This window comes from Sulfitobacter sp. D7, assembly GCF_003611275.1.
GTDB lineage: Bacteria > Pseudomonadota > Alphaproteobacteria > Rhodobacterales > Rhodobacteraceae > Sulfitobacter > Sulfitobacter profundi.
In genome coordinates this window covers 2936784-2951097 of the sequence record NZ_CP020694.1, presented here as the reverse complement: position 1 = coordinate 2951097, position 14314 = coordinate 2936784, and the positions used below count along the sequence as shown (strand labels likewise).

Below are 14314 nucleotides of genomic sequence, written 5' to 3'. Positions count from 1 at the left end.
CACATGATCCACTCGCTCTCTGGCCGTTTGCTGATCCTCACCACCATCTTTGTGATGCTGGCCGAAGTGCTGATTTTTGTCCCCTCCATCGCGCGGTTCCGCGAGGAATATATGCTGACCCGGCTAGAGCGGGCGCAGATCGCGTCGCTGGCGCTTTTGGCTGACGATATGCTCGACCCGGAGTTGGAGGCGGAGTTGCTGCGCAACGCCGAGGTCTTCAACGTGGTACTGCGCCGGGACGAAGCGCGGCAATTGGTGCTGGCCTCTCCGATGCCGCGGATGGTGTCGCAAACCTATGATTTGCGCGATGCCTCGGCGACGGTGTTGATCCGCGATGCCATGCTGCGACTGTTCCGGCCCGGCAATGAGGTGGTCCGCGTAATCGGCGCCCCGGTGCGCGAGGCGGGGTTGTTGATCGAAGTCACGATGGAGACCGCGCCGATGCGTGTGGCCATGCTCGACTACGGGATTCGCATCCTCATCCTCTCGGCCGTGATCTCAGTCATTACGGCGGTGCTTTTGTTCTTTGCCATGCGGGCTTTGCTGCTCAAGCCGATCAAGCGGGTGGCAGGGCATATGCAGCGCTACGCCGCCGCGCCCGAGGACGCCCGGCGGATTATTGAGCCCTCCGCCAGTGTCACCGAATTGCGCGAGGCTGAAGTGGCGCTTCAGAAGCTCCAGACGGACCTGACACAGGCGCTGAAACAGAAAGAGCGTTTGGCCCAATTGGGCAGCGCGGTCAGCAAGATCAGCCATGATCTGCGCAATATCCTCACCTCGGCGCAGCTGTTCACCGACCGGATCGAGATGTCCGAAGACCCAACGGTCAAACGCATGGCGCCCAAGCTCGTCAGTTCCATCACCCGTGCGGTGCACCTATGCGAATCGACACTGGCTTTCGGCAAGGCCGAAGAGCCGGGGCCGACGCTGACCCTCATGCTGCTGGAAGATCTGGTGGAAGAGGTCATCGACGGCGAACGCCTTGCCGACCCCGAAAGCGACATCAGCTTTGCCGCCGACATCCCCGCGAATCTGACCGTGCGTGCGGACCCCGAACAAATGTACCGCGTGCTGGCCAATCTGATGCGGAACGCCCGGCAGGCGATTACCGCCACCGGCAAACCGGGCGAAGTCTATTTGCGGGCCGAGGATATGAGCGATGCGTGGTGCGTCACCGTCAGCGACACCGGCCCCGGCCTGCCACCGAAAGCGCGAGAGCACCTTTTTACCGCGTTTCAGGGCGGTGCGCGCAAAGGTGGGTCGGGCTTGGGTCTGGTGATCGCATCCGAACTGGTGCGCGGCCACGGCGGCACCTTGGCCCTGCGCAGCAGTGGGCCGGAAGGGACTGTTTTTGACATAACGCTGCCCAAGGGGGACGGCACCCTATAGATTTTCGCAGAAAATTGCATTTCCTCAAAACGAGGGCTTGCAACTCCCCGGGGCTAAGACTAAACCCCCGCTCAGTGGACCGATAGCTCAGCTGGATAGAGTACCTGACTACGAATCAGGGGGTCGGGGGTTCGAATCCTCCTCGGTCCGCCACTACCCAAAATTGAAGAACGCAGCGCTTTTGGCGCGTCTCACCCGTCTTTCGGCGGGTTGTAAAAGCCCGTGTCGCGGTAGGGTTGGTCAAAGGCGTGATCCATCAATTCCAGATGGTCTTGGCCGTAATACATGTCTCCATTCAGAAAATAGCTGGGCGAGCCGAAGATGCCGCGGGCGATCGCCTCTTCGGTGTTCTCGGCGTGAATGGTCTGAACGTCTGCATCCGTCGCCTGCGCGATCAGAGCGTCGCTGTCGGGATCAATCGCAGCGGTCGCGCGGCGCAGATGCTCGGGATTCGCGAGATCGATATCATCGCGCCAATGCGCCTGAAGAATCGCAAAGGAAAGCGCATCGACATCGCGCCCAGCCCGCGCGGCGGCGATCAGGTAACCGTTTGAAAGGTCGAGCGCATTGTCGTGATGCGTGGGGCGGTGGTTGAGGATGTCCAGCCCGCGATACTGAGCCCAACGGGTGATCTCTCTGCCAAAGAAATAGTCGATATAATGGGGGGTAAAGCCACGAAAATGGGACACCCGACCAGCTGCGATCACCGGATAAAGATCAAATGGTTGGTGGATGAGCTTCGCACCACGGGCGGCGCAAATCTCCAGCAGTTTGCGATGCCCAAGATAGGCGTAAGCGGAATGGGCGGAATAGAAATATTCAATGGTGTCCAACGTCGGCTCCCTCTGTTGCGCGCATCATGGCGGAAACCGATGTGCAGGCAAGGACGGGGGCCGAGAGGTGAGGGTAGAATCGCGAAAGCGCTAAAAGCAGAGCACCTAAATCTGCGATAGTCGTTCAATACCGACGCTTGGGTGTGGTATTTGCCCGAGGGCGGGGCGCAATCGCGCGGGCCTGCCGGGGCTGGGGGCGCTGCTTTGCCACGAGAGCCAAGGCCACCACGCCTGCGACCAGTATCAGGAATTCATACGTCCACATGAGCCATTCCTCCTTGGGCATGTACATAAGGTTAACGACGCTTATGCTCGCTGGGTTCCGCCCTCCTGCCGGAGGCGGCGGTCTTTGGCCGAGGCCGTAATGAACAACGCCGGCGCATGCCAGCGGATGGCCTTATCGGTTCAACTGTTGTTCAGGGATCAGGCCATCTGGCGCATGACGGCCATCGTAGCGACGGCGGGCTGGGGGAGCAGCGATGTGGTCACGCAGGCAGGCTACGCTGCAATTGTCCTGCACCGCCTGGGCCATGGTCTTGGCAGTGACGTACATGAGCCGCGTAAAGTCGCTGCGCATTCCGACCCGGTACTGGCCGAGGGAATGTCTTTTTGATTGAGCGGGGCATTTATCTGGAGTGCAAATTCGCCGTACGCTTGGAGAAGATCGTGATCCTGCGCGCCGATGGTCTGGAAATCTTCTCGGAAATGCCGCGCGAGGTGCAGCGCCGCAGCTAAAAAAGTGGCCAAAGCGGCGAAAATACGCACGCTTTGGCCTGGAGGGAGACAGAGAGAGAGAGAGAGAGAAGGGGGCGCGTGGTTAGGAGATGCCGCGTGCCATGTTTTCAAAAATGCTTTTCATATGGCTGTCGAACTCATTCCACGTGATGACGGCCCGGTTGCCCGCATGGCCGTGATAATAAGACCTTCCCGTTGACGTGGGCAGCCCGGCCCAGATGCGGGCGAGGTTCTCCATAAAGCGATGGCGGCTGATCTTGCCCTTCATGAAGGGGGTAAAGCCCGCATCTTCGAGCAATAGGTCGGCCAACAGGTCTTGGACCCGTGGGGTAAAGACGTCACTTTTGCTCATCCCGGCTTCGGCGACGAGCGTTTTCAAGGTGTTGGGGATGAACTGGTAGCGCCCAATGGCATGGGGCTGGCCGGGGGTGGCCGCGATCCAGCGGTAGATTTCGCCGATGGTCATGCTTGTGGGGCGCTTCGGCGGCTTGACCCGTGCCCCGTGTTGCACCGCGTCATAGCCTTTGCCCCCGGCCTCAGCCGACGCGATGACATGGCGCACGGCGGCGGATGGCCCCCCGCGCGTGGGAATGGCAAGCTTGCGCGGTGCGCGTTTGGCGGTCGTCTTGATCATGCTGCGGTTAAGGTAAATGCGGTCCTCCGAAGCGGAGGGTGACAGGGCGAAATTCAAGCCGGTGACGGCGATCTTCCTGCTGTCGAAGCGGGCGAAATCATTTGCATTTGCCGCACCGGAAAGGGTGGCGGCGATCAGGCAAAAGGCAGTGCTGGCAGCGAGCTTTTTCATCTGGGTTTCCCATCTGGGTTGGATGTTGCGTTGACCCTGATCATGCGCGCTTAAAATCGATATTTCATTAATGCGGACAGCTAGTTAGCGTCTCGAAAGGATAGTTGGTCCGGCACTAGGAATAGGCCAGGTCACCTTTGGAGCGCTGCAGCGCTCTGAAAGAGGAATGAGCCACGTTCCAGATGCGCTTGGAACGTGGCTCTCCCTCGGGGCTGAGTCTCCCGGTCAGCTTCCGAGGAACTGGTCGAACTGGGTCCAGAGTGAGTTGTCCAACAGCAAGTTGAACCGGAAATAGAACCCTTCGTCATAGAGGCCGCTTTGCCCGGCCACCCGGCCACGGGCCTTGTTGTAGCCGAGTGCCAGCAGGACACCTTCGCGCGGGGTGAAGCCGAATTCGGCGCCGATCCCGTTAGAAGAGTTGCCCTCGCTGTCCCACAGATGCGTGGCGTTGAGGCCGAGTTGGAAACGGTCGTCGCCGAATTCGTAGTTCAGACCGCCTTGGATCAGCTGCGTGGTGGTATTGGCCGCCGCGCCGGCATGGGTGCCGATCTTTTGGTACTGGCCGGCATATTTGCCGTTGATCCGCAGGTCGGCATCGATCTCGTAATTCACATCGATCGACCATAGGTGCGTTTCCGTGCTGGCGTGTTTCTCTTCCAGCCGGTGTTCGTACCACGCCAGCACATCAAGGCGGGCATTGTCCTTGGGGCGATAGGCTGCGCCGATGCGGGTGCGCATACGGCGGGTGTCTTCGCTATCGCGCCGATCAAGCGCGGCACGGCTGCGCGCCAGAACGGTCAGGTCCGGGGTGACATTGCCCGCGATGCCGATGCTGGCGTAGTGGGTTTTGCCGGACTCTTCCCATGTGGTCTCCAGTTCGGCATCGCCGACCCAATCGCCATCCGCCGACTGCCAGCTTGTGCCGATCGCGAATGATGTCAGCTCACCGTCATCGGTCTCAAGGTTGCGCGAATGCTCAAGATCGGCGCGCAGATTGGTGCTTTCGTTGATATCCCAATCGACCGACAGACCCTGCACCATGGTGGTGTCGCTTGTGCCGCCGGCTTTGGTCATCTCGGTTCGGCCAGTGACCCATTCGTTCAGCGTGTAGGTGAAACCATAGGCGGCGCGGGTGACCAGCTCGTCACTGCCGAATTGAAGCTCGATCTCATTATAGACGCGCCAGCCGTTCTTGGGCTCGTCATAGAGGCCGAGGGTCAGTTCAGTGGGGGCGTCGCCACCGAGCGGCGCGCGCAGCTGGGCTTCGATCACTGTGCCGGGACGGGCCGCTGGGGTCCAATGCGCGCCGAGGATCAGGGCGGTGTCGGTCTCGCTGCCGCTGGCGGTGCGGTCGCGGCTGTATTCAAGACCAATCTCGCCGCGCAGGGTCTGGCTCAGATGCCGCGAATAGATCGCATCCACGGTCAGCCGAGCGCTGTCGTTGACCCGGTCACGGGTGTATTCCGCGCCAAAGGCGATGTCGCTGCGCTGATCGATTTCTTCGCCATAGCTTAGGCGGACTTGGCTGGTGCCCGGGCGGGCCAGTCCGCCCTGAGCGTAGAAATCACGCCCGGTGTGGATCGCCTCGAATGCGAAATGGCGGGTCTCGGTCTTCAGCTCGTAGGACAGGCGCGCGGCGGTGTCTTTCTCGCCCATGGCGTTTTCCGAGCGGGCGACTTCGGCCTCCCACAGACCACCTTGGCGGTCTTCGTGCTGGATATAGGCAGAGTGCATCCGCTGGCGGGCCGTGTTGCCAAGGGGTGCGTCGGCATGCACCGCACGGGCGCCGATGGAGGTCCGCTCGGACAGGGCATAGTTCACCTCGCCTCCGTAGAGCCAATAGGCCTCGGCGCCCTCGGCTTCGACCTCATAGGTCACGCGGATTGACACGGGGTTACCGTCAAGGTCGAATTGGCGCACCGGCGTGTCGAAGGTGATCGTGTTGCGGAAGAAGTCGAGCAAGTAGTCGGTGCCGCGCAGCAGGGGCGTGGCCGATAGGATATCGCCGCCATCTTCGTCCCGAACCAAGATTTCCACACGCTCGGACCCCTGCACATAGCCGCTCAGGTCAAGGTCATAGGGGCCAGAAACACCGCGCCCGCGGATTTCCTGTTCCTGCTGCTCCTGCGCGGTGCGGGCCGCAAAGACGGTGACCGATACGCGGTCGTTCTCCCAGTGACCTTTTGCGCCGGTTGCGACACGTTGCAGGCCACCCAGTTTCAGCGCGCTGGCCTCAGGCTCGATGGCGATATCGCCGTAGAGCACGTAAGAGCGGCCCTTCTCCACCTTCACGAAAAGGTTGGATGAAGATTGCGCATCGGCACCGCGTTCGGAATTGTCGCCATAGACGGGGTAGTATTCCTCTCCGCGGATGTCGCGAAACAGGCTGTCTTCGGTGTCACGGTCCGAGCTGTAGCGCAGGGTCAGCAGGGCGTCGCCACGGATCACCCCTTTGAGGTAAAGCTCACCGCGGATGCCTGTTGTGGTATCTTCGAAAGCGCTGATGCGGTCTTCTTCGATGACGTTGCCCGCGTCCCCGCTCAGCGATACCGCGCCTTCGATCACGCCGATCAGAACCCGTTCGTTCAGATCCGGGGTGAAGGTCAGCCGCGCTTCAGCCTCGCCAAAGGACGACCGTACGGTGATCAGATCGGGGCCAGAGGCCTGCGGTGGGATGAGGTTAAAGGTCGCCTCGCCATTGTCGAGATAGGCCTGCACGCCGGGCGCGCTGCTGCGGATGTCGGTCACATCCCAAAGCGACCGGCGGGCCGAAAGGGTCACCGTGCCGGACGCGGGCACCGGGCGACCCCGGGCGTCGAGCACGCGCACCACCACCGGCACCACAGAAGCGGGATTGGCCGCGGCGGTTTCCGGCAAGAGGATCTCGATCCGGGCGGGTTTGCCGGGCGCGGTAAGGCGCAGTTCCTTGCGGACACGTTCGATGCCGAAGCCGTCACGGCCCACCAGCGTCAGCACGTTCTCGCCCGAGCCCAGTTTCACCGCCACATATTCCAGCGCCTGCACGTTGTTCTTTTCCAGACTGGTGCGCTCTCCTACCCGGTCGCCGCCAAGCTCGCGGCCATTCACCAAAAGCGTCAGCGTCAAGTCAGCCTTGCCCTTAATCCGGATGTTCTGGGTGGCGCGGGTGACGGCGGTGTCTTCGGCAAAGTCGACAAAGCCGGGGGCGCTATCAAGGTTAGGGATCATGCTGTCGAGCGTTTGGCGCTGCGCCGAGGCACGGGCGGCTTGAGCCACAGAGGAGGCGTCGACCCCGGCCTCTTCGTTTTGTGCGGCGACCATGCCGGGGGTCAGCTGGGTGGTGGTGGCGATGCCAGCCTCGCCGCGCACCGACCGGGTGCTGCTGCGCTGGCCGTCGATCGGCAGATCTGTTGCATTCACGCCCGGGGTCTGACGTTTTCCGGCGAAATGATCACGACGTTTGCTGACTTCCTTGAGCGCTTCGGGGGTGCATTGGGCCACGGCAAAGTTCTCGGTTCTAAGCTCGCCCTTTTTCAGTGGCACCACGCGCGACCCACCGCGGCGCAGATCGTTGGTGCGGGTCACTTGCACCGCACTCCCAGCGGGGAGGGTTTCGGGCTGCACGAGGAAAGCGTGGGTCACCGGGCGCATGCCGTTGAGCGAATAGGCACCATTGATATCGGTCACAACAAAGAGCCCTTCTTGGGTCACGATGCGCACGCCGGGAATGCCCGGCTCATCCTCGGCGCGGTCGCGCAGACCGTTGCCGTTGCAATCCATGAACACGGCGCCCAGGACGGTGCCCTGCCGGGCAAAAACACCGCCCGAATTGTCGAGCCGTACCAGGGCGCGGGCGGTCTGCGACTGTTGCAGTGCCCCGGTGCCGGCTTGGCGGCCCGACAGGATCGCGGTGTTTTCAATGCGGCCTTCGCGGGCTGCTGCAGAGAATTGCATCACATAGGTCAGCTCATGGCTTGTCAGCGGCTCAAGCATGCCCACGTCAAAGCGCAGATCGCCGTTGCCGATCTCTTGCGGATCGTCCAGCGGCTCACCGTTAAGGGTGACCGTGCCGGGAACAAAGTTCACACCATAGGCGGGGCGGTCGAGGATTTCGCCACCGATCAGGGCCTGATGCATGTTGTTGGTAAAGCTGAGCGTATAGGTGACGAATTCACCATGGCCCACGCTGTCGAGGTCCGCAGCCTTGTCCAAGGCCAGCGGCGTGCCGTAATTCGGATCCACCGGAATATCGGAGACAAAAAGCGCGCCGCCTGCGTGGTTGAAGGCGTTGCCCCAACCTGCATCCATCACCTTGCGGCCCATCCCGGCATAGTCCAGCCGGGCGGAGGGGAAGACCCAAGTGGGCGCATCCATCACGGCATAGCGGTAGTCGCCTTCGGGCATTTCGGAAAAGGTAAAGAACCCGCGTTGGTCAGTCTGCGTGCGGGCCATTTCATTGCCCGTACGCGCATCGACAAGGGCGACAGACACATCGGAAACCGGGGCGTTGGAGACGGAGTTGAACAGGAAGTTGCCGGGGTTGATCATCAGATCGTCCTCAAGCACCTCACTGTCGCAGGTCGCCGTGGCGATGAAGCTGTCGCCAAAGTCTGTGGCCATGACCTGATCCCCGGCGACGGCGGGCGACATCTGCGCCAACGGCAGGGCGGGGGTGAGGAATATGCCGGTATTCGCGCCGGTCTCGGTCGCGATGATCGTTTCCACGTCGCCGGTCAGCATGCTGCGGATCGTCACCGCTGTGCTGTCGACCTCGGTGCTGACGTTGCAGGTGCCTGAGGTGAGACGCAGACGGGTGTCGCTGCCCGGTGTGCCATAGGGTTGATCGGCGCCGGTTTCGGGGTGCTCGAACACCAATGTGCCAGCTGTCTCCGACTCGCGGTCATAGATCACGGTGTTGGAGGCCAGCAGCAGTGTGCTCTCTTGGTTGTTGTAAAAGGCGGAGGCGGTGTTGTGCACCTCGACCTTGCCCAAGGCGGCAGGCACGCGCACCGAAAAGCTGGGATCGGTGGCATGGCCGATGGCGTAGTCGCCCTCATGAAAGAAGGCCACCGCATCTACATCGTGGGAAAGCCCTGCGGGGACCACGCTGAGGTATTGGTGCGCGGGGGCGCCGCGCATATGGACAAGGGCCGTCATGGTCCCCGAATCCTGCACCGTGTTAAACACGGTATTCAGCGGGATCGCATCGCGCAGCAAGACACCGGTCCGGGGTGTGCCGTCGATCACGATGGGCTGGCCGTCGATCTGCGGATAGCCAAAGGCGTCCCGCTCGGAGTCGTTGCGCAACCGCAGGGTGTAGGTGATGAGCGCGCCTTCGTCGTTTTCCGAGACGACCTGCTCTTTGGAAACTTCGAGCCCGCCTTCTTCGACGCGCGAGACCCCCACCGCTTCTTCGCTCAGGCTTTGGCCATCTTCGGTCACGGCAGAGGCCGTCAACATGCTGGCGAACTGGGTGCTTACAGGGGTGTCTGCGGAAATGCGGAACTCATAGATCAGTTGCAGCCGCTCTCCCGCCGCGAGCATGATGGGCGCGGACATGTCGACCGCCCGGTCTTCGACATCGATCAGGCCGTTGCCGTTCAGGTCGGGGAAAAGCGATTGGCGGGACATCATTTGGGCGCTGCCCTGTTCGCCAATGCTGAGCGATGTGGAAAGCGGCACGTTGCCGGTGTTGATCACGTCGAAATGGTAGCGGCCAAAGGCGCCGCGGGTCAGCAGAAGGTCGGAGTAGCCGGTCACTTCCAGCCCGGGAACTGCGGCGACTTCGGCCCGAACCGGGTTTGAGAAGACACGTTCCATGATGCCAAGGGAGGTATTGAAATAGCTGACTTCTGCCACGTTGCGGATGAAAGATCCGGCGGGGGCCGGGGCGGCGGCGGCGGTGTGGGGCAGAAGGCTCAGGCTCATTGCGGAGGCGCTGATCAGGGCCAGAGCCGGGCGGGCTTTAGACATAAGGAAACTGCGCATCAGCTTGCTCCTGTGCGATCCCTAGAAAGGGCATGAAATAATTGGGGAGACGAAAACGGGGGTAGAAGGGGGTGCCCCCGGGTGAGCGTTGCTCAGCCCGGGGGCACCGGAGAGGTCGGTTAGTCGTCGACCCGCACGGTGAACTCTACCCGGGCAAAGCCGCCGGGAAGGATCGTGCCATGTGTGCTCGATACGTTGGTCGAGGTGACGGTGGCCGTGCTGGTGCCCGGGAACAGGCTCTCTGGGCAGGCACCGCCACAGTTTGTGACCGCGGTATAGGCCGGTGCGGCGTCCGAGATGATCACGTTGTCCGCCGCAGAGGCGCCCGTGTTCTCGGCTTCGACCATGTAGCGGATGCACTGGCCGGGCTCGACATCAAGACGGGTCTTGGTGAAGGTGCCCACGGTGCCATCGCAGCCCGCGTCGATATACTGATACTTGCTCAGTGTGACATCGCCCGAGATGATGACCACGCGGTCTTCGACGGCGTTGTTGGTCTGGTCGATATCGGTCCCGGTGCCGTTCAACGTGTTGTTGATCGAGATCGTGCCGACTTCGGAGACACCTTGGGTGGCTGTCGATGGCGTCTGCACACGGTAGATCAGCGAGATGCTGTCGCCCGGAGCAAGCCCGTTGACACCCGGCGAAACACCGTCGGTCAGGTCATCGAAGTTGTCGATCACCGGCTCGGATGGATCGATCACGCCATTGCCGTTCTGGTCCCAGAAGATCGCGCCGGAGAAGTTGGTCAGACCGGATTCGGTGATCGACGCCTCGGTGATGGCCACGTTCCCTTCGTTCGAGATGGTGTGGAGGATGTCCACGATACCACCCGGCGAAGCCTGCGCGCTTTGGTTGTCGATGATCTTCACGTCGTAGATTTCGTTGACCGTGACTTGGTTGACGATACGGTCACCCTGTCCCGAGACGGAAGAGACGACCGCGATGTCGACCAAGGTATCGCCGGGCAGGGCGTCATCGGCCGGGGTGATCACCGCACGGATGGCCTGCGAATCACCTGCCGGGATGGTGCCTGTGTTCGACACGATCGACCCGTCTGGCAGTTGGAACTCAACCGTCCAGCCTGCGGGCAGGGCCTGATCCAGCGACAGGTTGAAGCTGTCCGAGGTCGGGCCGTTGTTTTCGACCAGCATGTCAAAGACGACAGGTTCACCGGGGTCCGCCGTTTCGGTGATCCATGGGTTGCCACCGTTTGTCGGGGCCGCGCCATCACCTTCGGAACCGACCACGGCGTTTTCAAGGTCAACCGAAGCTGCCAGCACCGCGCCTGAGAATTCAGCGGTCGATACGTCAGAGACGCCCGAGCTGTCCGACGTGGTGGTGATTGTCGCGGTGTAGTTGGTGGTCGCGGTTGGTGTGACGTCTGATGGCAATGTGGCAATCAACGTCACTTTGGCGCTTTCCCCGATGGCCAGCGGACCAACAGAGCTTACCACCGGTGTGACACCATCAGCGCCGACAAAGCGGAAGGTGGTACCGTTCGGGAAGTCCACATTGGCCACATCGAGCTGCAGGCTGTCCGGGCTGTTGGAGAGGTTGGTCAGCACAAATTCCTGACGGATCACGCCGCCTTGGTAGACATCGCCGGTTTCCGTGACGACATCGTTGCTCGCGGCGTCATCGTCGGTGCCCGAGGCGATTGCCGCATTGGCGGTGCCGTTGGAGTTGATTGCCGTATCGGCAATCGCCACTGCATATTGGTTGTCCACGGTGACAGAGGCGGTGTTCGACGGCGGGAAGGCTGTGCCGTCAACGTCTTGGGTCGCCACGTTGGTGATGATGCCCGCATTGGCGGTATCCGCGATCACGGCACGGAAGGTCACCTCACCCGAGCGGCCAGAGCCGACAGAGGAGATCAGGAAGTTGACGTTTTGGCCGTCATCATAGTCCCAAGCGATTGTCTCGCCGGAGCCGTTTGTGGTGTCCACGACGGTGGAACCGTTGTCATCGTCCAGCGGTGTAGCAGAGTCAGACCAGCGGGCCGAGCCGGGAACGTAGGCCAGGCGGCCATCGAGCACGTCCTGCACAGAGTAGTTGTTGGCGGCAGCGAGACCGGTGCTGGAGTAGGTCAGCGTGATGGTCACTACGTCGCCCGCGTCGATGATGTTTGGATTGGCGCCGCCTGAGGGGTCTGCTGTCATCGATTTGACCAACTCGACAATCGCGTCGTTGGAGATTGTCAGCGTGTCCGTGTTGGTGCTCAGCACGGTGCCGTCGAGGGTCGAGGCCGCCGTCACGGTGATCGTGTCAGAGCCGGTCGCCGTGGAGGCGACGGAGGCTTCGATCACGATGCCGAACTGCTCACCCGGGGCAAGGGTCGGAGTCTCGGTCAGCGGTGTGGCGCTATCGGCCACGCCGTCCATATTGGCGTCGGGGTAGAAGACCAGTTGCGACGTATCAAGCGTGCCGGTGTCGGTTTCCACCGCGGTAAGAGCGAAGGCATCCGGGCCGTTACCATCGTTGGTAATGATGTGCGGCAGGAAGGCCTTGCCGCCGGGGGCGATCGTCTCGGAGTTGTCGGAGGTCAATGTCACGCCGGCAACTTGCTGAACGATCGTCTCAACGGTGTTGGAGGTTACCGTGATCGTGTCGCCCGCCGCGTTGGTATAGGTCGCGACGGCTTGGTTGCCGATGACCGAGCCCGCTTCGGGTGCCGCGAAAGCGACAGTGCCGATCACGGCGGTCAGAGCAACAGCGCTCACGGAGCGCAGGAAGGTTGTATGGTTTTTCACGTTAATATTCCCTAGTTCTATAGTAGTTGGAGAGAGAGAGTGGAGAGAGAGGCGCCGGAATTAGTTCAGGCGCACGCGGTAGCTGTTGAAGGCGGAGGCGCCTGCTTCGAGCGGTTCCGAGAGGGTCCAGCGCACGGCGGCGACGGCTTCTTCGGGAAGAGGCTCTTCGGTCATGTTGCCATTGGCATCGACGACCTTGCGGGTGGCGGGAACGGTCGACCATTCCAGCCCTTCCTGCTCTGGGTCCATCTCGGCCTGGACTTCAAAGACCGCGGCGACAGAGGTCACTTCGGCCCCAAGGGCGAGAGAGACGCCATCAGGAACCGGGGCGGCGATGACGAGCCCCTCCATCGCGCCTTCGGTCGTGTTCTGGTGGCGCAGCTCATAAGAGATCACCTCGCCCGGGCGGATCGTTTCACGCTCAACGAGGACTTCTTCGCCCTCGGCATTGGTTTCCACCACGCGGAAGGAGAATTCGCTCGTGAGCGCGTCGGCGGCAGCCGCGAAACCCGCGAGGGACAAGGCCGTACTCGCAATGAGTGTCTTGGATGATTGGGAGATATGGATACGCATCTAGTAGTTCCCTTGTGGGCCGGTGAAGAGCCGGCAGTTGCAATGAACGGACACGCTCATTGCGTTGTCCTGTTCTCATCTTCGGGGAATCGAATACCGATATCATCTGAGCGAAGGGTTAACTCGCTGAGCCTCTGGTCAGACGGTTAGTCGAAAGGATAGGCGCCCCTATCGGGTCGCGCCCCGGCCTATCATTTGGCGCGGGGATGGCGCTGGGGGCGGGGCGGATAGATGGTTAATTTTGCAGGGAAAAGTGCAGTTTCCGAATCTTTGATCCGGTGCAAAACGCCATAGGCTAAACGCAAAAACGCCCGCGCGGGGCGGGCGATTATGGTTTACAAGCCAGAGGGCAAATTGGGCGCGCTACGGGGGGCCGCGCAGGGTCCGGGCCGGGGCGTTTCAGGCGGCGAAAACGGGCCTCAAACGAAGCCCGCGTCGCGCGCAATGATCGCTGCATCCGTACGATTCTTTGCGTCCAGTTTTCGGCAAAGTGTTTTCACGTGCAGTTTAATCGTCACTTCTTGCAGATCGAGGTCGCGCGCGATCTCTTTATTCGACTGCGCGCTCATCAATCCGCGCAGCACTTGGCGCTCACGCTCTGACAAGGCTTTCTCGAAATCCGTCTCTTCGGGATTGTCTTTGCCCGACATGAAGGTGACCGGGGCATAGGTCTCCCCGGCGGCCATAAAGCGGACCGCGTTGACCAGTGACTTGGCGGGCAGGGTCTTGGGCAAAAAGCCGATTGCCCCCATTTCCAACGCCTGTTCGGCGATCAGCCGGGTGGCGGTGCCAGAAATCAGCCCGACGGGGCGGCCCTCGTTGATACCAAGCACGGTTTGCAGGCCCTGCAACCCCTTCATACCGGGCATCGTATGATCGAGCAGAACCAGATCGTAGGGCGGCTCGGACTTGATCTTGTCCAAGGCACCGGCCAGATCACATGCCGCTTCGGTGACGGTCGCCCCATCGGCATCAAGGAACATGGCAATGGTCTCTCGAACCATGTCGTGATCATCGGCAATTAAAATACGCAAAGACATAATAGATCTCCTGAAGCCCAAATGGCCGGCGTTCTCTAATGGGTAGAGTGTGCCCGTTTGAAAAGAAAGATGAAAGCCCAAGGAACAAAGGACGCAAAGGCATGCGCCGCTATCCTTTGGTATGGCAGGGCGGGGCGCTCCGGGGCAGGCGCGCCTATCCTTTGGTATAGGGGGGATGCGCTTCTGCGCATTCGCGCCTCTCATTAGGTCAGGGTATGG

At 61.4% G+C, this 14314-nt stretch carries 9 protein-coding genes and 1 tRNA gene; 4 read left to right on the top strand and 6 right to left on the bottom strand.

The features are described 5' to 3' along the window. Nucleotides 1–3 precede the first annotated feature (3 nt). Entirely contained in the window at nt 4–1389 is a 1386-nt protein-coding gene (locus B5M07_RS14285; RefSeq protein ID WP_067941528.1) for a sensor histidine kinase, read from the top strand. Between the two features lie 76 nt (nt 1390–1465). Beyond that, a tRNA-Arg gene (locus tag B5M07_RS14280) sits at nt 1466–1542 on the top strand. A gap of 38 nt (nt 1543–1580) precedes the next feature. Here B5M07_RS14280 and B5M07_RS14275 read toward each other — a convergent pair. Next, a complete protein-coding gene (locus B5M07_RS14275; RefSeq protein ID WP_120351806.1) occupies nt 1581–2222 on the bottom strand; it encodes a 2-hydroxychromene-2-carboxylate isomerase in 642 nt (213 codons plus the stop codon). Between the two features lie 439 nt (nt 2223–2661). Here B5M07_RS14275 and B5M07_RS19595 point away from each other — a divergent pair, with 439 nt between their 5' ends. Together B5M07_RS19595 and B5M07_RS19680 are read left to right on the top strand one after the other, a co-directional pair. Continuing rightward, nucleotides 2662–2835, top strand: coding sequence for a M24 family metallopeptidase (locus tag B5M07_RS19595; protein WP_254693932.1), 174 nt, complete (start codon nt 2662–2664; stop codon nt 2833–2835). After that, on the top strand, nt 2832–2957 hold the full coding sequence (locus B5M07_RS19680; protein ID WP_260010321.1) for a hypothetical protein: 126 nt from the start codon (nt 2832–2834) through the stop codon (nt 2955–2957). The genes B5M07_RS19595 and B5M07_RS19680 overlap by 4 nt, the downstream gene beginning before the upstream one ends. Nucleotides 2958–3039: 82 nt before the next feature. Here B5M07_RS19680 and B5M07_RS14265 read toward each other — a convergent pair whose 3' ends face one another. From B5M07_RS14265 to B5M07_RS14245, 5 genes are all read right to left on the bottom strand, one after another. Next, nucleotides 3040–3762 carry a hypothetical protein gene (locus B5M07_RS14265; RefSeq protein ID WP_120351805.1) on the bottom strand — a complete coding sequence of 241 codons (723 nt, stop codon included), beginning with the start codon at nt 3760–3762 and terminating at the stop codon, nt 3040–3042. Nucleotides 3763–3987: 225 nt separating this feature from the next. Beyond that, a complete protein-coding gene (locus B5M07_RS14260) occupies nt 3988–9729 on the bottom strand; it encodes a DUF11 domain-containing protein (RefSeq protein ID WP_120351804.1) in 5742 nt (1913 codons plus the stop codon). Nucleotides 9730–9848: 119 nt separating this feature from the next. Next, on the bottom strand, nt 9849–12482 hold the full coding sequence (locus B5M07_RS14255) for a beta strand repeat-containing protein (RefSeq protein ID WP_120351803.1): 2634 nt from the start codon (nt 12480–12482) through the stop codon (nt 9849–9851). Nucleotides 12483–12542: 60 nt separating this feature from the next. Further along, nucleotides 12543–13055 carry a hypothetical protein gene (locus B5M07_RS14250; protein ID WP_120351802.1) on the bottom strand — a complete coding sequence of 171 codons (513 nt, stop codon included), beginning with the start codon at nt 13053–13055 and terminating at the stop codon, nt 12543–12545. Between the two features lie 419 nt (nt 13056–13474). After that, on the bottom strand, nt 13475–14095 hold the full coding sequence (locus tag B5M07_RS14245; protein ID WP_120351801.1) for a response regulator transcription factor: 621 nt from the start codon (nt 14093–14095) through the stop codon (nt 13475–13477). Between the last annotated feature and the right edge of the window lie 219 nt (nt 14096–14314).